At 35.1% G+C, this 22107-nt stretch carries 22 protein-coding genes, 3 tRNA genes and 3 pseudogenes; 16 read left to right on the top strand and 12 right to left on the bottom strand.

Annotated features, from left to right (window positions below):
* Positions 1–66: 66 nt before the first annotated feature.
* A tRNA-Leu gene (locus OOK90_RS02120) sits at positions 67–148 on the bottom strand.
* A 140-nt stretch (positions 149–288) separates the two neighbouring features.
* Between OOK90_RS02120 and OOK90_RS02125 the strand changes: the two genes are divergently transcribed.
* Both OOK90_RS02125 and gshB read left to right on the top strand, forming a co-directional pair.
* Positions 289–873, top strand: a complete 585-nt coding sequence (locus OOK90_RS02125; protein ID WP_209472974.1) for a BON domain-containing protein — start codon at positions 289–291, stop codon at positions 871–873.
* A gap of 60 nt (positions 874–933) precedes the next feature.
* Positions 934–1863 carry a glutathione synthase gene (gene gshB / locus OOK90_RS02130; RefSeq protein ID WP_038198626.1) on the top strand — a complete coding sequence of 310 codons (930 nt, stop codon included), beginning with the start codon at positions 934–936 and terminating at the stop codon, positions 1861–1863.
* Here gshB and murG read toward each other — a convergent pair.
* On the bottom strand, positions 1848–2879 hold the full coding sequence (gene murG, locus OOK90_RS02135; protein ID WP_007549072.1) for an undecaprenyldiphospho-muramoylpentapeptide beta-N-acetylglucosaminyltransferase: 1032 nt from the start codon (positions 2877–2879) through the stop codon (positions 1848–1850). The genes gshB and murG overlap by 16 nt on opposite strands.
* A gap of 69 nt (positions 2880–2948) precedes the next feature.
* Here murG and OOK90_RS02140 point away from each other — a divergent pair, with 69 nt between their 5' ends.
* Complete coding sequence (locus tag OOK90_RS02140) at positions 2949–3341, top strand: hypothetical protein (protein ID WP_006279962.1); 393 nt, start codon at positions 2949–2951, stop codon at positions 3339–3341.
* Positions 3342–3346: 5 nt separating this feature from the next.
* Here the strand turns inward: OOK90_RS02140 and lpdA are convergent, their stop codons facing one another.
* The 7 genes and pseudogenes from lpdA to OOK90_RS02180 all read right to left on the bottom strand — a co-directional run bounded on the left by lpdA (position 3347) and on the right by OOK90_RS02180 (position 11055).
* Positions 3347–4720 carry a dihydrolipoyl dehydrogenase gene (lpdA, locus tag OOK90_RS02145; RefSeq protein WP_151807945.1) on the bottom strand — a complete coding sequence of 458 codons (1374 nt, stop codon included), beginning with the start codon at positions 4718–4720 and terminating at the stop codon, positions 3347–3349.
* Between the two features lie 75 nt (positions 4721–4795).
* Positions 4796–5709, bottom strand: a pseudogene (locus OOK90_RS06690) (IS110 family transposase).
* Between the two features lie 484 nt (positions 5710–6193).
* Positions 6194–7026 (bottom strand): IS5-like element ISWpi1 family transposase gene (locus tag OOK90_RS02160; RefSeq protein ID WP_209472412.1). Its coding sequence is split into 2 segments (ribosomal slippage): positions 6194–6657 and positions 6657–7026, totalling 834 coding nucleotides; the frame shifts between segments, so codons are not numbered across the junction.
* Positions 7027–7340: 314 nt separating this feature from the next.
* The gene (locus OOK90_RS02165) at positions 7341–8261 is read right to left on the bottom strand and encodes an Rpn family recombination-promoting nuclease/putative transposase (RefSeq protein WP_213862864.1); all 921 of its coding nucleotides are present in this window, start codon (positions 8259–8261) and stop codon (positions 7341–7343) included.
* A gap of 307 nt (positions 8262–8568) precedes the next feature.
* Complete coding sequence (gene glmS, locus OOK90_RS02170; RefSeq protein ID WP_264706171.1) at positions 8569–10389, bottom strand: glutamine--fructose-6-phosphate transaminase (isomerizing); 1821 nt, start codon at positions 10387–10389, stop codon at positions 8569–8571.
* Positions 10390–10469: 80 nt separating this feature from the next.
* Positions 10470–10841 carry a preprotein translocase subunit YajC gene (gene yajC / locus OOK90_RS02175; RefSeq protein WP_010081840.1) on the bottom strand — a complete coding sequence of 124 codons (372 nt, stop codon included), beginning with the start codon at positions 10839–10841 and terminating at the stop codon, positions 10470–10472.
* A 137-nt stretch (positions 10842–10978) separates the two neighbouring features.
* A tRNA-Asp gene (locus OOK90_RS02180) sits at positions 10979–11055 on the bottom strand.
* A gap of 191 nt (positions 11056–11246) precedes the next feature.
* Here OOK90_RS02180 and rpsB point away from each other — a divergent pair.
* The 7 genes from rpsB to OOK90_RS02215 are packed head-to-tail and all read left to right on the top strand — an operon-like array spanning position 11247 to position 15842.
* On the top strand, positions 11247–12095 hold the full coding sequence (gene rpsB / locus OOK90_RS02185) for a 30S ribosomal protein S2 (RefSeq protein WP_010962661.1): 849 nt from the start codon (positions 11247–11249) through the stop codon (positions 12093–12095).
* Positions 12076–12936 (top strand): translation elongation factor Ts, encoded by an 861-nt coding sequence (gene tsf, locus OOK90_RS02190; RefSeq protein WP_264706067.1) that lies wholly within the window; start codon positions 12076–12078, stop codon positions 12934–12936. Before rpsB ends, tsf begins: the two co-directional genes overlap by 20 nt.
* Positions 12937–12952: 16 nt before the next feature.
* Positions 12953–13690 carry a UMP kinase gene (gene pyrH, locus OOK90_RS02195; RefSeq protein ID WP_369800793.1) on the top strand — a complete coding sequence of 246 codons (738 nt, stop codon included), beginning with the start codon at positions 12953–12955 and terminating at the stop codon, positions 13688–13690.
* A 7-nt stretch (positions 13691–13697) separates the two neighbouring features.
* A complete protein-coding gene (gene frr, locus OOK90_RS02200) occupies positions 13698–14255 on the top strand; it encodes a ribosome recycling factor (RefSeq protein WP_010962658.1) in 558 nt (185 codons plus the stop codon).
* Positions 14256–14260: 5 nt separating this feature from the next.
* Positions 14261–14524 (top strand): hypothetical protein, encoded by a 264-nt coding sequence (locus OOK90_RS06625; protein ID WP_010962657.1) that lies wholly within the window; start codon positions 14261–14263, stop codon positions 14522–14524.
* Between the two features lie 6 nt (positions 14525–14530).
* Positions 14531–15226, top strand: a complete 696-nt coding sequence (gene uppS, locus OOK90_RS02210) for a polyprenyl diphosphate synthase (protein ID WP_006279327.1) — start codon at positions 14531–14533, stop codon at positions 15224–15226.
* Positions 15216–15842, top strand: coding sequence for a phosphatidate cytidylyltransferase (locus tag OOK90_RS02215; protein ID WP_209472786.1), 627 nt, complete (start codon positions 15216–15218; stop codon positions 15840–15842). Before uppS ends, OOK90_RS02215 begins: the two co-directional genes overlap by 11 nt.
* 16 nt (positions 15843–15858) lie before the next feature.
* On the opposite strand, the gene OOK90_RS02220 is transcribed toward OOK90_RS02215, so the two are convergent.
* Together OOK90_RS02220 and coaD are read right to left on the bottom strand one after the other, a co-directional pair.
* The gene (locus OOK90_RS02220) at positions 15859–16050 is read right to left on the bottom strand and encodes a zinc-finger domain-containing protein (protein ID WP_006279326.1); all 192 of its coding nucleotides are present in this window, start codon (positions 16048–16050) and stop codon (positions 15859–15861) included.
* Between the two features lie 68 nt (positions 16051–16118).
* Positions 16119–16625 carry a pantetheine-phosphate adenylyltransferase gene (coaD, locus tag OOK90_RS02225; protein ID WP_006279325.1) on the bottom strand — a complete coding sequence of 169 codons (507 nt, stop codon included), beginning with the start codon at positions 16623–16625 and terminating at the stop codon, positions 16119–16121.
* Positions 16626–16704: 79 nt separating this feature from the next.
* On the opposite strand from coaD, the gene OOK90_RS02230 reads away from it, so the two are divergent.
* From OOK90_RS02230 to OOK90_RS02240, 3 genes and pseudogenes are all read left to right on the top strand, one after another.
* Positions 16705–16777, top strand: a tRNA-Phe gene (locus OOK90_RS02230).
* A 218-nt stretch (positions 16778–16995) separates the two neighbouring features.
* Complete coding sequence (locus OOK90_RS02235) at positions 16996–17859, top strand: gamma-glutamyl-gamma-aminobutyrate hydrolase family protein (protein WP_209472789.1); 864 nt, start codon at positions 16996–16998, stop codon at positions 17857–17859.
* Positions 17860–18080: 221 nt separating this feature from the next.
* A pseudogene (locus tag OOK90_RS02240) lies at positions 18081–18459 on the top strand (IS4-like element ISWosp8 family transposase); the annotation flags it as partial.
* 46 nt (positions 18460–18505) lie between these two features.
* Here OOK90_RS02240 and OOK90_RS06695 read toward each other — a convergent pair.
* Positions 18506–19599, bottom strand: a pseudogene (locus OOK90_RS06695) (IS3 family transposase).
* 85 nt (positions 19600–19684) lie between these two features.
* Here OOK90_RS06695 and OOK90_RS02255 point away from each other — a divergent pair.
* The 3 genes from OOK90_RS02255 to ltrA all read left to right on the top strand — a co-directional run bounded on the left by OOK90_RS02255 (position 19685) and on the right by ltrA (position 22014).
* Positions 19685–20227: a hypothetical protein gene (locus tag OOK90_RS02255; protein ID WP_245994758.1), complete on the top strand. Its 543-nt coding sequence runs from the start codon at positions 19685–19687 to the stop codon at positions 20225–20227.
* 382 nt (positions 20228–20609) lie between these two features.
* On the top strand, positions 20610–20738 hold the full coding sequence (locus OOK90_RS02260; protein ID WP_255324786.1) for a hypothetical protein: 129 nt from the start codon (positions 20610–20612) through the stop codon (positions 20736–20738).
* Complete coding sequence (ltrA, locus tag OOK90_RS02265) at positions 20701–22014, top strand: group II intron reverse transcriptase/maturase (RefSeq protein ID WP_264706049.1); 1314 nt, start codon at positions 20701–20703, stop codon at positions 22012–22014. Before OOK90_RS02260 ends, ltrA begins: the two co-directional genes overlap by 38 nt.
* The last annotated feature ends 93 nt before the right edge of the window (positions 22015–22107 follow it).

A 22107-nucleotide genomic window follows, 5' to 3' on the forward strand; every position in this document is an offset into this window, starting at 1 on the left:
CACAAACAAAAGTGTATTTAGTGATTATAAATTTTCCCTTAAAACCTAAGTTACATGACTTTAAAGTGCGGATAGAGGGACTTGAACCCCCACGAGCAAGCTCACCAGGACCTAAACCTGGCACGTCTACCAATTCCGCCATATCCGCAAGAAATTTTCAGTACCCTATTATAGGTATTCCATTAAAAATATTCAAGGTTTAAAGTCTTACTTAATTTATGGTATTTACACAATCAAAAAAGCTTATTAACATTTCTTAATGAAAGCTCTAAACCCTGAAAATCAATAATGAGATTAATAACAAGCTTCTTACTCGCAATTTTTTTGATTACACAAAGTGGTTGCACAACCCTTATAATAGGTGGTGTGGTGGCTACAGCAATAACAATGCAGGACAAATCCTTGGGAAATATCATTGATGATACGACTATGGTCATCAGAATTAATAAGGGGCTCTTAAAACATGGGCTATTTTCATCCATAAAGGTTAAAGTAAGTGAAGGAAGAGTATTGCTCATTGGAAGTGTTGACACTCCTGAAAAACAACTTACAGCAGAAAAAATAGCTTGGCAGCAAAAAGAAATTAAAGAAGTGATAAATGAAATAAGAGTAATACCAATTCAAATGGCTTCCATGCTAGACACTACTGTAGATGGCATGATAACAGCGGAAATAAGAACAAGACTTCTGGGGAAAAGAAATATTAAATCAATTAATTATAGCGTTAATACGGTTGATAGAGTTGTTTATTTGATGGGTATAGCCCAAAATAAAGCGGAATTAAAAGCTGTAATAGCAATTGCAAGAAAAGTAAAGGGAGTAAAACAAGTTGTAAGTTATGTACGATACAGGTACAGTAAGTTACGCCATTAGGCAAAAATCGCTTTCAAATTATAACATTTGTACAGTTGTGACAATAGGTAGAGAACATAAATGAAAATTGCCTTTCAGATGGATGAAAATATAAATTTTGAAACTGATACTACATTTGCGCTAATAAAAGAAGCACAAAGGAGGGGGTATGAAATTTTTGTTTATACTCCTGATAATTTAGCACTAAAGCTAAACTATCCAATTGCTTTTGCTCAGAAAGTCAGCGTTGATGATTTTAGTTTTATCTCCAAAAAAGATGTAGCTATCAACTTGAATGAAATGAACATCATATTTATCAGACAGGATCCACCTTTTGATATGCGTTACATTACAACAACATATATCTTAGAAAAAACTAGCGCATTGGTAATTAACAATCCAACAGAAATAAGAAATTGTCCTGAAAAATTGATAACTTCATTATTTCCAGAACTAATTCCGCCAACTTTGATTACTGAAAATATATCAATGATTAGAGATTTCTACTACAACTATCAAGATATTATTCTGAAGCCATTGTATAGTTATGGAGGAAACGATGTGATAAGAATACAAGATGAGAATAGTATTCAAGTAGTAGTGGATCTCATGATAGCAAAATACGAATGCCCTGTGATTGCACAATCATTTTGTAAAAACATAGATAAAGATAAAAGAATATTGCTACTTTATGGCCAACCAATTGGTGTAATGAAACGAATTCCAAAAATCAGTGGAGAGATCAGAACAAACATGCGACTTGGAGCAAGTTTTGAGCCCGCTCAAATGAACGATAGAAACAATGAAATATGTAACAAAATTGGTCCTGAATTAAAGAAAAGAGGGCTAATATTTGTTGGTATTGATATTATAGATGACTTCCTGCTCGAAATTAACACAACTTCACCCACGGGAGTAGTTTATATCAATAAATTGTATAATATATCGCTAGAAAAGGATCTTTGGGACGTGTTTGAAGAAAAAGCAAGCAGCCATCAACTAAACCTGTGAACAATCACCTTAACAAACTCAGTAGTCCCATTCTTTATCCCTGTTTTTTCTGTACTATTGGTCATATCACGCAATTTTTGAGAATTATTTAATAGATCAAATAGTACCTCTGTTAGATTTTTTTTTGCTTCACTATTCTGCTTAACTATTATAGCTGCTCTCGAGTCTTCAATATATTTTGCGTTATAAAATTGGTGATTATCTTTTGAGTAAGGGTAAGGAATATATATAGCAGAACGCCTAGCAAGAGTGATCTCTGCTATTGAAGTTGCTCCTGCTCTGCTAATTACCAAGTGAGCATTGGCCAGTCTATTCTCCATATCATCAAAAAATTCACTCAATTCACAATCGATCTTTTCACTTTTGTATAGACTTTTGACCTTGTTTACATTTTTCTTCGTACATTGCTGCGTCACTCTAATTTTCTTTTTCATTTTAATAGGTAAATCACAAATTACGCTGCTTACTACATCATCAAAAAAATTTGCACCTTGGCTGCCTGCTATGACCAATATATTTAGGATTTTCTCAGTGCTAGAATGGCTCTGTGCTTTTATATCAACAAAATTTCCTGTAAAAATACATTTATTGCCCTCTGCATATTTAGTCTCCGGAAAGCTGGTTGCAATTAATTTTGCACTCTTGAAAAAGAATCTATTTACTCTCCCTAAAACTGTGTTTTGTTCATGTAAAATTATAGGTATAGAAAGAACTCTTGCTGCAAGAAGAGTTGGAAAAGAAGCATAGCTACCAAAACCAATGACCGATTTTGGTTTTAATTTTCTTACTTGATACAGTGCTAACATAGAGCTGTATATCAAGAAAAGGAAAAACTTAAATTTGTTGCTGCTTGGTCTACGTAATGGTAAGGTGTAGCTTTCTATGTCGGTATTTTTATTTGTTTTTTTATCAGTGAATAATATGCAATTGTATCCTTGTGTCTTTAGTGCTTTTGCTAAAGCTATGGCCGGAAAGATATGCCCACCTGTGCCACCTGTTGCTAAAATAATATCCATCTGTAAATAATAAATCCTAGATTGTTAACTGTTATTTAACAATTTGCACGTAGAATCTTATTAAGCGTTATGATAGTTGAGTTAAAAATGCCTAAAAGTAATAGTAAAAAAGAACCTAATGAGAAAAATAAACCTCAAGAACAAAGAGAAGGCAGAAGCGGAGGTTTTTTAGAACTGCTAAAAAATATAATAAAAATTCTTTTCAATTCGGTCGTTGACCTACCTGAGCACGAGCAGCATAATAAAATGAAAAGCACTAATCTACAACAAGGTTTGGATACTAAAGGAAAAGGCCCAGAAGATCTTCATCCAAAGGCAAAGCTTGAAGTTAAAGAAGCAGCTAAGGGATTGAAAGAAGAGTTACAGAATTCTGATGCTGGTGGTAATCAATCTATTGAAACTAAAGTGCCTAATCAAACTACTACTCAAGACATTGACAACTCTAAAACGATGGAACGTTAGTTCAACTATTTAACATCTGCAGCAAGCACTGATTCATGTATCATCTCTGAAATGGTTGGATGAGGAAAAATCGTAGATTTTATGTCGAAGTCTGTTCCTTCTAGTTGCTTTGCAAGAGCAAAATTGCTAATTAACTCCGTTACTTCTGCACCTATCATGTGGCTACCCAGAATTTCTCCGGTTTTTTTATCTATAATCGTTTTCACTAACCCTTCAGTTTCACTGAGTGCAACAGATTTACCATTAAAGTTAGAGTGAAATTTTCCTATTTTTATATCATACCCACCTTTTATTGCCTGTTCCTCAGTAAGGCCGATGCTCGCTATTTGTGGATGAGAATAAGTGCAATTTGGTATGCATTCTTTTTTTAACGCATGAGCATTTTTACCAGCAATCTTTTCAATGCAGATCACGGCTTCATGGCTCGCTTTATGTGCTAAACATGGTGGGCCAGCTACATCACCTATTGCATACACATTTGATTCACTAGTTTCATACCATTCATTCGTTTCAATAAAGCCAGAAGGGCTTAATTTAATTTTTGTATTTTCTAAACCTATATTTTCAATATTTGCCTGAATTCCAACCGCAACAATCACCCTCTCAAATTCTTTGCTCTCACCACTACTTAGTAGCACTTGAGCAGAGTCTTTACTTTTAGTAAGAGCTTTTACGCTACTGCTTGTATATATTTCTATCCCCTGTTTTGTGAATATTTCTTGTGCTAAATCTGAAATGTCCTTATCCTCCAGCGGCAAAATAGTGCTCTTTATCTCTATGATTGTTACATCAACACCCAAAGTACTATAAAAACTTGCAAATTCTATTCCAATTGCACCAGACCCTATAATTAGTAGCGATTTTGGTAATCTCTCTGGAGTCATAGCGTGCTGCGCATTCCATATTAAATCTCCATCTGCCTCTATTCCAGGCAGATTCCGTGCCCTCACGCCTGTTGCTAAAATGATATGCTTGGAAACAATTTCTTGTTCTTCCTTATCGCTAACGACTTTTATAGTACCATTGCCTGCAAGTTTACCAAAACCTTGATGAACTTTGATATTATTTTTTTTCATCAAATATGCAACACCGCTTGACAATTTATCAACAACGTTTCTTGAGTATTTCACTATTGATTGTATATCAAAATTCGCTCCCTTTACTTCTATACCAAACTCTTTTGATCTTTTTATTAGCCTATAAACCTCAGATGCTCTAAGCAGTGATTTTGTTGGTATACATCCCCAATTTAAGCATATACCGCCTAAATTTTTTTCTTTTTCCACAATTGCAGTTTTAAACCCAAGCTGTGCCGCCCTAATTGCCGCTATATAACCACCAGGACCGCTACCTATAACCGTAATATCATACTCATTCATCAGTTTTCTTCGTATTCAAAAAGATTATATATAACAGATGGAACCCATACAATCAATGGTCTGTCATCTACCGTCTTAAGAGTCAAGATAAAAGTTGTTATTTTTTATCATGGCATTTAAACAAACGATAATTTTTCTCATGACAGCAACTAATGCAACCTTAGCAGCTTTGCCAGAATCAACCAAACGCTGATAAAACGCTTTCATTTTTCTGTTGTGGCGCATAGCAACAAGAGCTGACATGTATAGTGCTTTCCTTGCATAAAACCTGCCTCCTTTGATTTGAGCTTTGCCAACTTTTCTTCCACTTTCACTAGTTTTAGGTGCAACTCCAACTAAGCATGCAATTTCTCTATTCTCTAATCTACCAAGCTCAGGCACCTCTGTCAGTAGAACGCTCGCCGTCTTTGATCCAATACCTTTATAGCTGATTAAAAGCTCATTTTTTCCTTTCAATTCAGCTATTGCGTCTTCTATGTCTTGCCTAATTTCTTTCAATTGTTTTTCAGCAAACCCTATCTGTCTTTCTATGTATTCTCTAGCTTTTCCCGTCGCACTTTGCAGGCGACACTTGTTTGCATGAATTGCATCATTTAAATTACGCTCAACTGCCCCCAGCTCCTTTAATTCCTCTTGCTTTTGTGAAATTATACATCCTTTTACTTCACCGTCTTTACTGACAAATTCAGCGTATTTTTCCAGTAATTTAGCATCTAACTTGTCAGTTTTTGCAAAATGATTGCAAGCTTTGGCAAATGCATATACCCGATTCGGGTGAGCTTTATGGACAGTTATCTTGCAACAATTTTATAATGAGCTTTTCATAGCCACCAGCTTACACATAACTTGATGGGTAAATCGACTATATTTGTTTCTATAAACTTAGATATAGCATCACTCACGTTTGCTATGCGCTTATGCTTGCCATTAATTGAGATGTCCAATGCTTCCTTGGAAACATCTACTCCCATGAAAATTATTCTAGCCATTTTTGTACCTATAAATATAATCAAACAATAATGCAAAATGCTGTATACAGGATTGTAATTCGATCTTTTAGATCCACCTACCGTTCGTACTACATTTTGCTTTAAGCCTTACTATTACCCACAAATAAAAACATAGTATTGTATTTACTCAAATAATTTAATTTTATTAACCTGAAAGCTTATTAGATTAAAATTATTAAACTAAGAGTTATAATTTTAGCAACTAAAAGCTGTAAATTGCACCATATAAACAGTTATTTCAAGCAAAAGTTATGCCATTAAGAGCTATGCAACAAACATTTATATTTGTGGGTAATAGTAAGATCTAAATCCGATAGAGCATTGTTGGCACACCATCAAAAGTCGCCTCAGACCTCTAATGCATCAATGTACAAACTTACACCTTTTAGTTGGTAATACCATTTTAGACGTTTATCATTCGTTTTAGAAAATACTATAGGAGGTTGTCCGGAAACTAGTAAATTCAAGCATATTCCCTCTTTAACATAACCCTACTCATAGCTAGGTATATGAAATTCTCAGTGGATGTTGTGAGTAAATCATACTCCTTCGATAGCCTTCTATTCCTATTAACCCAAGCAAAAGTCCTTTCTACAACCCATCTTCTTGGCTGTACTTTAAACCCTTGTTCTCTTGTTGGTAGTAGCTCAGGTGGCGTATCTTTGTGCACCCAAAATCTACATGGAGGCCTTTTAACAATTTCAATATCTATGTCATATTCTTCCTTTATGTGATTCTTTAAATTTCTTCCTTGGTATCCCATGTCAGCCCACATTTTTTTAACTTTAGTATATTTTGTTCTCATATTGTTTAATGCTATTTTAATACCATCTCTATCATTTTCGTTAGCAGCGCCTACGTAACAACCTAGTATAAAACCCTGAGTGTCTGTAATTATATGCCTTTTTCTACCCTTTACTTTTTTACTTCCATCATAGCCTTTGATCCCCCCTTTTCTGTAGTCTTTACAGATTGACTATCTACTATACAGGCACTCGGCTGCTCATTCCTTCCTATTTTTCTTCTACTATATTTTGTAATTTCATAATTCATTTTCTCAAAAATTCCCTGCTTCTTCCATTGCCTGAACTGCTCATACACAGTCTTCCATAGCGGAAAATCATTTGGTAAATACCGCCATTGACACCCTGTACGCAATACATAGAAAATTGCTTCTAATATTTCTTTTTTGCTATACTTTGGCGGCCTTCCTCCTTTCTTGTATGATACTCTGAAGTGTTTTTCTATTCTTGCCCATTCCCTTTCGCTTAGATCTGTTGGATACTTTTTTCTCATCTTTACCCCGTACTAAAATTTCAGATATTATAGCCTTTTACTTGTTTCCGGACAACCTCTTATACCAATTCTCATTATTAGTGAATCAAATAAGCGATATTGTAGAGTTATTTAATTGTGGAGTGAGAAAGAAAGGCAATAGTATGGCTTTTTTTCCATTGTTATCTATCCGTTTATTGTGCAGTGGGAATTGGTATTAGCTGAACGGACACTATTGTTATACTATATCTTATATACAATTGTGCAATATGGACAATGGCAACAAATTTACTAGCGAAATTCAGTGATTTATGATTGATAATTAAAGTTCTTAATTAGTAACCGTTCACACTTAATTCTTCAATCTCACTAATAGAAAGGCCAGTAAATTTGACAATAGTGTTGACATCAACATTGTTAGCCAGCATTGCTTTTGCGACTTCGATTTTTCCTTCGATTTTTCCTTCCTCTTTACCGATTTTGATGCCTCTTTCTTCGCCAATTTGGATGCCTTTTTCAGTAGCAAGGTCAAGTCTGTATTCAAGAATGGCTTCTTCTTTCCGTAGATCCATTATTCTTTCTTCATAAGCTACTAAATCTTTTTCATTCCAGCTAAACCTGTCTAATTCATCGTAGGCTAACTTTATTATTGGTGCTTTTTCTGCTATTTTCCTTAAGTCTTCTTCCGTAGTTTCATCTGCATATTTGAAGAAAAATAACCAACGATCCACTATGCTTTCTAGCTGTTCTTCCTTATTCTTAGGAAATTTAGGTAGTTCAATAAATACAAATTGAAAATCTTTTAAGTCATGCTCATTGGTTTTCTCATCTCTTATAGTGTGGCTGGATATATAATCAAGCTTATCAGGAAATAAATTACAATTAGAGATAGCAATAAAGAAAACCTTCTTTAAATCAATGTACTTACCAGATTTATCAGCTTGCCTTGAGTAAGCCTTAGCAGCATATAGTTGAGCTCGTTTTTCGAAGCCTTTATCGCGAGTGAGCTGCATTTCAATCACATACCTAGCCCCACTAGAGTCCCTGCAAAGAACATCAACTATACTTTGCTTATCAGAGGCAATTTCAGGATCCATTATAGTACTGAGGAATTCCACTTCTTGTATAGTATTTATCTCGGTAAACCCTAAAATATCATTCAAAAAATGTATGAGAATATTCTTATTTTTTTCAGTGCCAAATATTTTTTTGAAGGTTAAATCCAGCTTAGGGTCGAGAAACTTAGATAAAGCCATAGCCAAAGTGCTTAAAAATATTAATAATTATACACTATTATTAACAATTATTCAACCATATTTTTGAAGATAGCTATGCCGCCGCGAACCGTCATACCGCCGCGGTATCTCTAGATCCCGCTAACAAGCAGCGGGATGACGAATTACTTAACCGTCATACCACCGCGAACCGTCATACCGCCGCGGTATCTCGGCATAGATTCCGCTAACAAGTAGCGGAATGACGATTGTGTATCGTGTTTTGCTAAAAATCACAGAATGCAGTCTGGTTACCTTAATTAGAAGTTTAGCTTTAACTTTAAATGGACTACTCAACCGTGACAGACTTAGCTAAATTTCTTGGACAATCTGCATCTAACCCTTTTTTTGCTGTAGTAAAGTAAGCAAGGAATTGCATAGCAACACTGTAGATGATTGGAGAGATAAAATTATCAGTGTCTGGAAGTTGCACCACATCTGCGCAAACTCCCCTTAGGAATGGCGCTCCTTGTTTATCACTGAAGGCAATTACTTTGCCTTTTCTTGCAATAATCTCTTGTATATTAGATAGCGTTTTAAAGAATAAATCATCATAAGGGATAATTGCTATAACAAGCACAGTAGAGTCTATTAAAGCAATAGAACCATGCTTCATTTCTCCCGCTGCAATACCAGTTGTATTGATATATGAAAGCTCTTTTATTTTCAATGCGCCTTCCATTGCAACTCCGTATGAACTTCCTCTGCCGATTAAAATAACGTTATTGTGTTCTAATATACTGCCCGATATATGTTGTATTTTCATCACATTCAAAACGTGCTCAACATACTCGGGAATAGAGTTAATAGCGTTGCTTAGCTGTTTTATTCTCTCTCCACCCAGTACACCTTTTATTTTTCCAAGCTCCACGGCAAAGCATGCTAAAGTTGCAAGTTGCGCAGAAAAGGTTTTTGTTGAAGCAACACCAATTTCTGGCCCAGCAAGAGTATGTAACACAATATCTGAGATCTTTTCAATGCTGCTGCTAAATGTATTAGTTATACTAATGATTGTTTGCTTCTGTGATTTTGCATAACGCAGCGCTTCTATGGTATCTGCAGTTTCACCAGATTGAGAGATAAATAACCCAATGCTGCCTTCTTCCAGCTTGACGTTGCTATACCTAAATTCTGATGAGATTTCTAGATATACTCGAACTTGAGCGACATTTTCCAGCCAATACTTTGCTATTAGCCCAGCAAAATAAGATGACCCGCATCCAACTATAGTAATGTAACTCAGCTCAGAAAACAATTTTTTGTTAGCAAATATTACCTCTTTATATTGCTTGTAAAATTGATTTATTGTTTTGTTTAATGCACGCGGTTGCTCAAAAATCTCTTTTAACATGAAGCTAGGGTAACCATTTTTGCTAATTAGAAAATCACTTGGACTACTATTTTCTATACTGCGTTTAACTTGTGTACCATTGTTGTATATACTAACTCCACTAGATTTTATCACTGCAATGTCATCATCTTCCAAATGCGATATTCTTTCCACAAATGCACTTAAAGCATTAGAGTCAGATGCAGCAAACACTGTGTTACAGTTATAGCCTATTGCTAAAGGCAAATTTCTCTTCGCAACAAATAAGGCGTCTGGATATTCTGCAAATAATAAGACCAAGGCAAATGAGCCATGTAAGTTGTTTAAACACTTAAATAGAGAATCAATTGGCGACAATCCTTCATCAAGATATAAGGTTAGCATGTTTGGTATGATCTCTGTGTCAGTGTCAGTATGGAATGACATGCCCCTTTCTTCTAGACCCTTTTTTAGCAGATTGTAATTCTCAATTATGCCGTTATGAGCAACAACAACATTATTTGTACGAATGGGGTGAGCATTTTTAAGGCCTGGGACTCCATGTGTAGCCCAGCGAGTATGTGCTATACCAACTGTACTGTGAGACATCTTGCTTTCATCAACAACTTCACATAACCTTTCGACTTTACCTTCTGATTTTTTGACTTCTATCTCGCCTTCATTATTTATGATTGCTATACCTGAGGAATCATATCCCCTATATTCCAATTTTTGTAACCCAGTTAGTAAGGTTGGTATTACTGAATCACCGCTACTTACTACACCAAATATTCCGCACACAAATGGATCACCAAACAAACTTTTTTCTAAACATGTTAAGCATTTTTGCCTTTATTACTGGTTGATTTATATTCTTTTTATCATTCTTTCGATTTTACCTTTTTAATTGGTTTAGCTGCTACTTTTTGAGTTTCTTTGCTTAAAACCTCAGATATAGCGGACTTTAGAACTTTTATCTCAACTTTTGGTGCTATTTCTATTATAAATTGTGCATTTGCCTCATCAACTTTATTAACTTCACCTATTATTCCACCAGAAGTAATGACTGTATCACCACGTTTTATTTGATCTATCATCTTTCTATGTTCTTTTAGTTTTTTTTGTTGCGGGCGAATAATGAGAAAATAAAATACCACAAATATTAAAATCAGTGGAATAAAACTAGCAAAAGATGCGCCGATACTTGATGTATTGCTAGTTGCATCTGCTGCAAAAACTTCAGAAATGAGCATATTTAATCCTAATTGTTAATGATAAAAACAAACCTATTTAAGTATTAATTACAATACCATGCCATGTCAAGTTTGGTGAAGGCGTTTCTCAATACCGGCAATAATACTGCGAATTCTAAGTTATGCTAAAACTAATATGGCGGGAGTGATGAGACTTGAACTCACGACCTCATGCGTGACAGGCATGCGCTCTAACCAACTGAGCTACACCCCCCTAATTTCTTTTTAGCATTTTCGGGCTTCAACTTTAAAGCTAATAAACATGTTGCCCTTTGTCAATATTTTTTGTTTGCGCTTTGCTGTCTTTTCTATTACTATGTAAATAATTTAATTTCACACATGGCTTATACAAGTAGTCCCATTAGGGTTATGCCATGGAAGATAAACTATTTGGAGGAATGATATATGACAAATTTGCCTAAAGTCACTGTGCGTGATTTAGCTGAATCTGGTGTACATTTTGGTCACAAAATTAGTCGCTGGAACGCAAAAATGGCTCCATACATATATGGAGTGCATCAAGAAAATCGTATACATATAATTGATTTGCGAAAAACACTACCATTGCTACAGGTGGCCATGAAGGCTTTATATGACGTTGCATTTCAAGGTGGTCGCATTCTATTTGTTGGTACAAAGTTTCAAGCTTTTGATATTATTGCAAGTGAAGCGATTCGTTGTGGTCAATATTATGTGAATCATCGTTGGCTTGGTGGTATGCTTACTAATTGGGGCACTGTTTCTTCTTCGATAAAAACCTTGATGCAATATGAGAAAATATTAAATGACGAGGATAGCATTTTAACAAAGAAAGAATTGGGAAACATTGAAAAGAAAAAGCAAAAGCTTGATAAGGCGCTTGGCGGTATTAGAGAAATGGGAGCAATTCCTGATATCTTATTCATCATTGATACTAATAAAGAGCATATAGCGGTTAAGGAGGCTAAGAAGTTAGGAATTCCAATAGTTGCAATACTTGATACTAATTCTGATCCAGATGGTATTACTTATCTAATACCTGGAAATGATGACTCAAGAAAATCAATAGAGCTCTATTGTAAATTAGCTACCGACTCTATATTAGCTGGAATAGAGTCTAGTCTAGCAAAATCTGGAGTTAAGATTGATGATATAAGGGGTGATGAGTTTATTCAAGAAAAAGAAGATGGTATTGTGCAAACTAAAAGGAGACGTAGTAAAGTTTACAAAGAAGAAGAAAGGGAGGTAGTAACAAATGAAGATGAATCCAGATGATATAAGAGAATTACGTGATAGAACAGGGCTTGGCTTAAGTGACTGTAAAAAAGCATTAGAAGGATGTGATGGTGACATTAAGAAAGCCGTTGATAAGTTACGTACAATAGGTCTTGCTAAAGCTGACAAAAAATCTGATAGAGTAGCTTCAGATGGGCTCGTTGCTATGTGTTTGACTGAAAATTGTGGTGTATTGATTGAACTCAATTGCGAAACCGATTTTGTCGCAAGGAATGAGAAATTTATAGAGTTAGTTTTAAATTTAGCATCAATTGCTCATCAAGAACGCTGTACTAGCGTTGATGAGTTAAAAAATGCCAAGTATGAAAGCATTGGCACAGTGCAGGAAGCTATTATGAATGGTACGTCAGTTCTTGGTGAGAAGCTAGAGTTAAGCAAGCTTTGTTACTTAGAAGCTAAGGATGGAGTTATTGCTGGATACGTACATGGTGATGTGTGTGGCTTAGGTAAGATTGGTGCTTTAATTGCATTGCAATCATCTGGTGATAAGGCGAAGCTACAAGAGATTGGGAAACAAATAGCTATGCATGTAGTTGCTATGAAGCCTGAAGCTTTGTCTATAGATGATTTAGATCAAATGAAGTTGAACAACGAACGTTCTATAATTGAAGAGCAAGTGAGGAGCTTAAATAAACCTGAAGAAGTAGCAAAAAAAATAGTAGATGGACGAATGGCTAAGTACTATGAAGAAGTTGTTTTACTGGAGCAAAAATTTATAAAGGATGATAAGATGAAGATTTCTGATTTTATAAAATCAAGCGAGTTGAGTGCTGTTAAACTCTCTAATTACAAGTTACTTGTTTTGGGTGATGCAGATTAAATAGCAAAAAATGTTTATTTCAACAAATGAAAAAAGCGAAATAAAATATTCCAGGGTGTTATTTAAAATCTCTGGTGAGGCTTTGATGGGATCAAAGCAATTTGGTCACGATATGGAGACTATAGGTGAGTTATCTAAAGGCATAGTTGAAGTTTGTAATCTTGGAGTTCAGGTATGTATTGTTGTTGGTGGTGGTAATATCTTTCGTGGCACATCTGCGTCTTTAAGTGGTTGTGAAAGAGCAAGCAGTGATTATATTGGAATGCTTGCAACTATAATCAATGCTTTAATTTTACAAAACTTTTTAGAAAAAAATTTAGTAGCTTCTAGGGTATTATCTGCAATACCCATGGCCACTGTATGCGAACCTTACATCAGAAGGAAAGCTATTCGTCATTTAGAAAAAGGTAGAGTGGTAATTTTTGCAGCAGGCACAGGCAACCCATTTTTTACTACAGATACAGCTGCAGCCTTACGTGCTGTTGAAATGAATTGTGATGTTATTCTAAAGGGTACGCAAGTAAATGGTGTATACTCCGCTGATCCGAAAAAAAATGAGGATGCTGTAATGTATGATAGGCTTTCTTACACGGATTTATTGACTCGTGATTTAAAAGTTATGGATGCATCAGCAATTTCACTTGCTCGTGAGAATTCTATTCCAATTATAGTTTTTTCTTTGAAGGGAGAAAAAATAGTCAATATTATTAAGGGTCAAGGTACTTATACTATAGTTTCAGATTGTAAACAGTAGGTAATTTATGTTAAATGAAATAAAAGCTAAAACAAAAGAAAGAATGCTAAAAACTATTCAGTCCTTTCATGATGATATTAAAGGCGTACGCACTGGTAGAGCTAGTGCATCTTTGCTTGATGGTATAGTTGTAAACATCTATGGTGGGCATCAAAAGTTAAATCAAGTTGCAGGCGTTTCGGTTATAGATAACAAAACCCTATCAATTAAAGTTTGGGACATTAGTGTTGTAGGTGAAGTGAAAAACGCTATATTAAATGCTAACCTGAATTTAAATCCTGTTGTCGAGGGTAGCACCATACGTATAGCTCTTCCGGACTTGACACAAGAAACCCGTGAAAAATTAGTGAAATTATTGCATCAGTTTGCTGAAAATGCACGGATTGCCATTAGAAATATACGTAGAGATATTATGGAAGAAACAGAAAAAATGAAGGAAAATAAAGAAATCTCAGAAGATGATTTTCATGGTGCTAAGAAGGAAATACAAAATATTACTGATGATAATATAAAAAAGATTGATGGTGAATTGTCCATCAAAGAAAAGGATATACTGAATCACTAAATGATATGGAGAAAGCTTACATAGCAAATGATGTCATTCCAGTGTTTGACACTGGAATCCAGTCTTTACTATACAACTATCTGATGCACTTGTTTGAAATCAAATTTCCTGGATCCCAGTGTCGGAGCACTGGGATGACACCAATTTTGCATTCAAGTATCAACTATTGGTGTCACTACAGTAACTCTCTTCCTGTCATGCAAGTAGCTGACACCTTCCAGGTGTCCATTGAAATCCAAAAAATTTCACTCAAGTCAAAATTAGGTTAAATTTAAATGTTGAATCAAGAATCTTTACCGAAACATTTAGCAATTATTATGGATGGTAATGGTAGATGGGCGAACAATCAAGGAAGGGTAAAAATTGATGGTTATAAAAAGGGCAGTGAAGTTGCATACGATATTGCCAAGTATTGTACGGACTTAACTATACCCTACTTAACTTTGTATGCATTCTCTATGGAGAATTGGCTTAGACCTAAAAACGAAACTGACTGTCTATTTGATTTATTTTACTCCGTTTTAACTAATGAAGATAAAGTCAATTTCATTTACAATTGTAACATTAAGTTGAATTTTATTGGCAATTTAAGTCTGTTACCCAGTAAAATATTGGATCAAATTAAAAAAGCAGAAGAAATGACACATAAGAACGATGGTTTATTACTCACTGTGGCAGTCAGTTACGGAGCAAAGCAAGAAATTACACAAGCTATAAGCAATATTATAAAAGAAAATATTGCTTATGTATCAGAAGAGGAATTTGAAAAGTTTCTATATACTAAAGATTTGCCAAAATTGGATTTATTAATTCGCACTGGTGGCGAAAAAAGGTTAAGCAACTTTTTATTATGGCAAGCAGCTTATGCTGAATTGTATTTTTGTGATACTTTGTGGCCTGATTTTTCTTGTCAAGATTTGAGCAAAGCATTAGAAGATTATACAAAAAGAGAGAAGAAATATGGTAGATAATAATTTTATAGTTAGAATATTGTCCTCAATAGTAATATTATTCATATTTTCTTTTGCTACATATTTCAGTGATTTATCGTTTTACCTATTGATTTTTTCGATAGCAGTTTTATCTTCTTTTGAATGGTATAATCTAACCCAGGGAAACAAAATTTTATACGTTTTTGCATTATTATTGATTGCACTACCAAGCGCCTCATTAATATATTTATATAATCTACCACAGGGAAAATACGCATTAGTATGGTTCGTCTTAACCATTTGGGGAATTGACGTTACTGCCTACCTGTTTGGCAAGAATTTTGGTGGAGCTAAAATTTGCCCAATTATTAGCCCTGGAAAAACTTGGGCAGGACTTCTTGGTGCGATTTTAGCTGGAGTAGTGTGCACAATTTTTGGATCAATATTTTTTGGTCTATTTTCAATTTTTTATTCTCCAATCATTGGCCTTGCAATTGCTATTCTAGCGCAACTTGGCGATTTCACTGAGTCGCTTGTTAAAAGAGCTTACGGTGTTAAAGATAGTGGAAATATGATACCTGGCCATGGGGGAGTGCTCGACCGTATGGACAGTTTCATTTTTACTGCCCCTCTTATTGCTATTTACATAAGCTAAGTCTGCAGAAGTGCCATTAGAGCTCATCCCTAGTCAGCTCCCCAACCGCTTCTACAGTGCAGTCATGGACAAACGTCTTTTCACAATAAGGGCAGGCTATTTCCTCTTCTTCTCCCATATCTAAATATATTAATGGATGGCCGGAACCCTCATCATTCTCATCACCATGACAACAAACTTTTCTATTATTAACCCTCACTTTTGACATGCTGCTCCTTTAGCTTATAACATTTTATATATTGAATATACCCATTCAGAAATAAAAAACAACAAGCACTATTCTCCATTTTTTATCCTATTCAGGTTAATCAATTCGTTTTGAACACCTTTTGATACAAATTTGCTAACATCTTCTCCTAATCTTGCTATTTCCTTTACAAAGCTTGATGAGATAAATTGAGTATCTTCAGAAGCAGGAAGAAATATGGTTTCGATTTCAGGAAGAAGTTTATAATTTACCCAGCTCATTTGAAACTCGTAATCAAAATCCGATACTGCTCTTAATCCCCTAATAATAACAGAAGCATTCTGCTCTTTGGCAAACTTCACTAGCAACCCATTAAAAGATATAACATCTGCATCAATTCCTAGCCCTTTGATTTCATTTTCAGCCATGCTTGTGCGTAGCTTTGTGTCAAAGGCAGTATGCTTATTAACGTTTTCTGCAACTCCTATTATTAATTTATCGACTAGTTTACACGCTCTTTTGATTATGTCAAGATGCCCAAAAGTTATAGGGTCAAATGTGCCAGGGTAGATTCCTATTTTGTCATTAATGTTCATCCTTTATTTTTATAAACTACTTTAAAAACTTTTGATAGACATAATAACATTTTTTATCTAAAAATAAAAGTATACAGTTGGCCTGATAGCTCAGTTGGTAGAGCAAAGGACTGAAAATCCTTGTGTCGCTGGTTCGATTCCTGCTCAGGCCACCTTCTCTTTCTTGGCAAACTTGCCTTTTTGTTATAAAATACTCTATATCGTAATATAAATATTAGGGAGGCAAGTCATAGTATATAAATATTATAATAAACTATTTAATATCTTATTAATTATAGTTCTATTATTAAGCAATATTACTTATGCTGGCGTTAGTGAAAAACCGGCATCTCAACATGTAACCAGAAAAGAAGAACCAGCGTCAACTGTCTTGACGGCAGAAAATACAGTAAATAATGACGTAGTTGTTGGTTTGTTGAAAACGGAAGAAGCACATGAACTTGGGCTATCTCAAAATATCTATGAGATGTTTAATAACTTTGTGGTTAAGACTGTACTGATTGATTATAATAAGATAATTAGCCTTAAAAAAATTCAGACAGAGTCACTTAATCTCGCAAAACAAGATGAAACATTGGCAAAGAAGCTAACATTAGACCGAATAAAAGTTGAAGTTGCAAAGTTTGTTAAAGAGCACAAAATAAATAGAATATTTATTCCGGATAATTTACACTCAGCACCCACTCCTTATCGCCAGCTTGTTACTGAAGCAATTGTAAAAATAGTTGATGATAACCCTGCAATTCATTTACTTGGCATATGTGAAGGCATAATGAATGCAAAGGGAATTGAAGTAGTGAGTGTTGTGAGTGATGAAGAGAAACGGAGATCTCATTTAAAATCAGCACCTAATCCACAGAAAGAGGATGTACCTCTCCAGCAGATAAAGATCGTTCCAAATAGTCGTTTAGCAGAAGTAGTAGCCAAATTCCTAATACCTAATGAAAATGGCTGGTTTTCAACATATTTTCCAGATGCTCATTCAGGAGCAGTAAGTAATACACCAGAAAATAGAAGAAAATTGGAGTCACTTGGATATAAAGTTGCAGCATTTTCCAGTGAGGGGGTAATAGAGGCTATTGAAGATAAGCATGGTAATGTTCACTTTCAAAGTCATCCAGAAGCCCTTGTTGTGAAGTCAGATAAAAACCTCTATTTATCAAATCACAAGGAACGTCAAGTGTCTACACTAGTTGCTATAGCGATTATGAATGATTTTCTTTATCGTGCTTAATGGCTATAGCTTTAGGCTTACCGACGATTTGATAAACGATAGATTTGTCATGTATCCGTTCAGGCAATGGCGTCAACTTAAGGAAAAATATCAGCGATAGTGTATAAAATTTCTCTCCAAATTTTTTATCATTAAATTATCCAAAGAGTGCAAGGGACAGCACTTTTGTTTCTATTTTATTGCAACAAAAAAGTTTAAAATGTGTCTTTTTTAGGTGAGGCATGCAAAAAGGAAAAGATCTTATCTTACAAATTAAAAATGCAATATACTCGAAAACTTTTCAGAAAATCCATTGTGTTGAGTTTTACACGAACAAGAAAACTTCCTTTTTCGACAGTATTTTCTATGATTTTAAAGTTAGTTAAAAAAAGTTTGGGAATAGAATGTGAACTTATGGAGCCATTGACATGTACCCTCAAAGCAAGCTTTTTCTAAAGCAAGGTATAAGATTTGCCATACAGGCTTTCAAGAATTTAAGCATCCAAACAGCCTATCAGGATGAACCTGAGTTGGAGAGGCTATAGACTTATTGCAGCAGATGGTTCTGGTATGAGATTACCCAGCTCTGGGGAAATTGTATCCGAGTTTGAACCAAATGGAAACTGACCTTACCCAGAAAAAGTGGAGAGAAAGTTTGGAATGTTTTTCACAAAGAGAATGATGAATCAAAATGCTCAGGAATGCAATAGTTAATAGTGACGTTGTTTGTTATAAAAAATTTCTATGTATTCAAATATTGCAGTTCTAGTTTGTTGAGCAGAGTGTTGTGAAGTATCAATAAGTATTTCTCTTTTCAATGAGCTAAAGAAGCTTTCCACAACAGAATTGTCGTAACAACAACCTTTATGACTCATCTATGTTTTTTATGGATAAGAGATATTGATAACCTTGCGAAGTATATTGTGAACCTTGATCACTATGTAATAGTAGATTTTTGGCAGGTTTACGCTTGTTAACGGCCATTAATAAAGAGTCCATAACCAATTGTTTATTTATTGAACTGCTCATTAACTACCATGCGTGAATATAGATCGATTATTGTTGCCAAATATAGCCATCCTTCTTTGGTTTTTATATAAGTAATCCCATACTTTATTTGGTTGATCGACAATAAAGTTTTGGTCTAATATATTGGGAGCTACTGTCCGTTTGTTGTTTCTTAATTTTAAATTTTCTTCTCAATATAGCCTGAATACCATTTTTCTGCATAATACTTTGCACTGTTTTTAAGTTGCAACTTTTACCCAAAGCCTTTAATTCAGCATGAATTTTAGGAGCTCCATATCTACATTTAGAAGCTTGATATATTTTTTGAATATCTGCTAATAACTCTTTATTTGCTGATTCTCTACTGCTTATTTTCCTTGTAGTCCACTTATAGTAGCCACTAGCAGAAAACCCTACATAATTCCTGCACTTTATAGTGTTTACTATGCTCTTTTATGAAAAAATATTTTACTCTTTTTGACTGGCCAGGGCTTTTTTTAAAATGTCTCTTTCTCTTGTTACTTTTGCTAACTCTTTCTGTAAATCAAATCTCTCTTTGTCATAAGGTGCTACATCTGGAAATGCATTTGCCGCTGACTTTTTTTCGTTATATTTCTTCATCCATTTTCCTAATACACTATCCCTTATTCCTAGATCTCTTGCTACTTTTGCAACTGGTTGACCTACCTTTCTTTGTTCATTTGCCAGCTTAACAGCTTCCAATTTGAATTCTGCCGTGTATTCTCTTGCCATTTCTAATCCTCCAAAATTTTATTTTACCCGAAAAAACTCCTTTCTTTCTCTCCACTTTTTCTGGGTAAGGTCAGTATGGGAAAAGGTGAAAGATGTACTAAAAAACCCAGAGATGATAAAAAAGGAATACCAACGTAGAGTATTAGAAAATAAAAATGATGAATCATCAGAGAAAAAGTTTGCAAGAAGAGAAAATCAAATAAAAGAAGGTATCGAAAAATTAATGGAAGATTATTATAGTCAAGAAAATGCAGGAGAGAAAGGATATATAAGCGAGGAAGAATTTAAACAGACAATGAGAAAAATGAAAGAACGCTTACAAGGGATAGAAGAAGAGAAAAAAAAGGTAGTTGATCAGAAGGCAGTAGAAAAAGGAATAAGTCTTATTATAAATAGCATAAAGAATTTTTATTCTAGTGTAAAATCGAACCTGGAACAGCTAGATTGGCAAACTAAGCGCGGCATTATTAAAGCATTAATAGGACAAATTAACATTGGTTGTGATCAGGTAGAAGTAGGATTTCAGATCGAAGAACCAGCACAGGATGGGGGAATTCTTAATTTGTATCATTGTACTACACATCATAATAAGGGGGTTGGCAAAATGTGTGCGCCAAGAAGTGCGTAAGGAACAGTTGGTGAAAATCCAACACGGGTAAAGCTTAGCCGGCAACCTGGAACAAACCATTATGCTGCGTAAGGTAACGAGCGTAGTAAAGCTAATGGAATGGACAACATAGGGTGCAACGAAAGTGAAGGTATTGAGTCCCGTAATTCACGCGTCATGGGGGCTGACACTTTACATTTGGTGGAAGGCAACATGGGTAATAACGCTAAGGCAAGATATTACTCACCTCATCGGGATCGAAGGCCGCGTCATGTGTTGAGATGGACCTTACGTGAACTTGGGAGATCCTTTGTATTCCTGTAAGGGTACTCTGGAACAAGTCAATAAAGGCGAGGACTGGAGGAAGATGCAAAGGAAGTCGGACTAACTGATAGTACTCGGAGTGTGGGAAAGCCACATACAAGGGGAAGCGGTTAGCAATATAGTGACTGGTATAGGGATTGCTATACCAATACAACAGAGATTGGAGGAGTATGCAAGGAAAACTAAACCAGATAGCAGTAAGGGCTAAGCAAGATAAGCGAGTAAAATTTACATCATTAGTTCATTTGATTAATGAAGAGAATCTTGCAGAGTGTTATAAGGAACTAAAACGCAACAAGGCTTGTGGTATAGATCGTGTGAAAGTGGAAGCTTATGGAGAAAATCTAGAAGAGAAACTTAAAACACTAGTGGATAGTATGAAGAGAAAACAATATCAACCGCTACCAGTGAAAAGGGTATACATACCCAAAGCCGGGAGCAAAGAGAAGCGCGGTCTCGGAATACCATCAACGGAAGATAAGTTGGTACAGGTAATGCTAAAGAAGATATTAGAAAATATTTATGAAGCAAACTTTATGGACAGCTCGTATGGATTTCGACCAGGAAGAAATTGTCATCAGGCGATAAACGCTCTAGATAAAGCAGTTATGCACAAACCAATTAACTATATTGTAGAAGTGGATATCAAGAAGTTCTTTGATAATGTTCAACATAAATGGCTAATGAATTGTCTAAGGGAACGAATAGCTGACCCAAATTTATTGTGGTTAATAAAACGATTTCTAAAGGCAGGAATAGTCGAAGTTGGATGTTATAAAGCAACCGATCAAGGCACACCACAAGGTGGTATAGTAAGCCCTGTATTAGCTAATATATACTTACACTATGTGCTGGACTTATGGTTTGAAAAGAAATTTAAGCCAAAAGCCAGAGGATATTTACAGCTAATAAGGTTTTGCGACGATTTTGTAGTTGGCTGCGAGAGGGAAGAAGACGCAAAAGAATTTCTAGAATTACTGAAACAAAGACTAAGTAAATTTGGGTTGGAAATAGCTGAAAATAAAACAAAAATAGTAAAGTTTGGTAAGAAAGAATGGTATCAAGCAGAAAGAGAGAAACGTAGGACGGCTAGCTTCAACTTTCTAGGATTTACACATTATTGTGGAAAAAGTCGTAATGGTAAACTTATGATGAAGCAGAAAACTTCAAAAATAAGCCTAGCCAGAAAGATTAAAGAAATCAAAGAATGGTTGAAGATGGTACGAAGTCGTATCTGTCTCAAAGATTGGTGGCAGAAACTTAAAGCCAAACTAACAGGACACTATAGCTACTTCGGAGTTAGCGGAAATTATCGGTGTTTGATTCAATTCTATCGACCGGTAACAAAGTTAGCATTTAAGTGGATAAACCGACGTAGTCAAAAGAAAAGTATGGATTGGGAACAATTTATACACTATTTAAAAGTAAATCCATTACCAAAACCAAAGGTATATGTTTCTTTATACACAGGAGCACTAGTGTGAACGCTGTATTGTGGAGCCGTGTGCGGGAAATCCGCAAGCACGGTTCTTTTGGGGAGACTATGGTTATGAGACCAAATCGCTGGTTTCAAGGTC

The organism is Wolbachia endosymbiont (group A) of Ancistrocerus nigricornis, from assembly GCF_947250785.1.
Taxonomy (GTDB): domain Bacteria; phylum Pseudomonadota; class Alphaproteobacteria; order Rickettsiales; family Anaplasmataceae; genus Wolbachia; species Wolbachia pipientis.

Coding starts and splice junctions, on each gene's coding strand:
- coaD (WP_006279325.1), bottom strand. CDS start 16,625: ATGAACATTAATGACAAAATAGGAATCTACCCTGGCACATTTGACCCT.
- lpdA (WP_151807945.1), bottom strand. CDS start 4,720: ATGAATGAGTATGATATTACGGTTATAGGTAGCGGTCCTGGTGGTTAT.
- OOK90_RS02165 (WP_213862864.1), bottom strand. CDS start 8,261: ATGGCTTTATCTAAGTTTCTCGACCCTAAGCTGGATTTAACCTTCAAA.
- OOK90_RS02220 (WP_006279326.1), bottom strand. CDS start 16,050: ATGTCAAAAGTGAGGGTTAATAATAGAAAAGTTTGTTGTCATGGTGAT.
- OOK90_RS02140 (WP_006279962.1), top strand. CDS start 2,949: ATGATAGTTGAGTTAAAAATGCCTAAAAGTAATAGTAAAAAAGAACCT.
- gshB (WP_038198626.1), top strand. CDS start 934: ATGAAAATTGCCTTTCAGATGGATGAAAATATAAATTTTGAAACTGAT.
- ltrA (WP_264706049.1), top strand. CDS start 20,701: ATGCAAGGAAAACTAAACCAGATAGCAGTAAGGGCTAAGCAAGATAAG.
- OOK90_RS02215 (WP_209472786.1), top strand. CDS start 15,216: ATGGTAGATAATAATTTTATAGTTAGAATATTGTCCTCAATAGTAATA.
- rpsB (WP_010962661.1), top strand. CDS start 11,247: ATGACAAATTTGCCTAAAGTCACTGTGCGTGATTTAGCTGAATCTGGT.
- frr (WP_010962658.1), top strand. CDS start 13,698: ATGTTAAATGAAATAAAAGCTAAAACAAAAGAAAGAATGCTAAAAACT.
- OOK90_RS06625 (WP_010962657.1), top strand. CDS start 14,261: ATGGAGAAAGCTTACATAGCAAATGATGTCATTCCAGTGTTTGACACT.
- tsf (WP_264706067.1), top strand. CDS start 12,076: ATGAAGATGAATCCAGATGATATAAGAGAATTACGTGATAGAACAGGG.
- OOK90_RS02125 (WP_209472974.1), top strand. CDS start 289: ATGAGATTAATAACAAGCTTCTTACTCGCAATTTTTTTGATTACACAA.
- murG (WP_007549072.1), bottom strand. CDS start 2,879: ATGGATATTATTTTAGCAACAGGTGGCACAGGTGGGCATATCTTTCCG.
- uppS (WP_006279327.1), top strand. CDS start 14,531: ATGTTGAATCAAGAATCTTTACCGAAACATTTAGCAATTATTATGGAT.
- yajC (WP_010081840.1), bottom strand. CDS start 10,841: ATGCTCATTTCTGAAGTTTTTGCAGCAGATGCAACTAGCAATACATCA.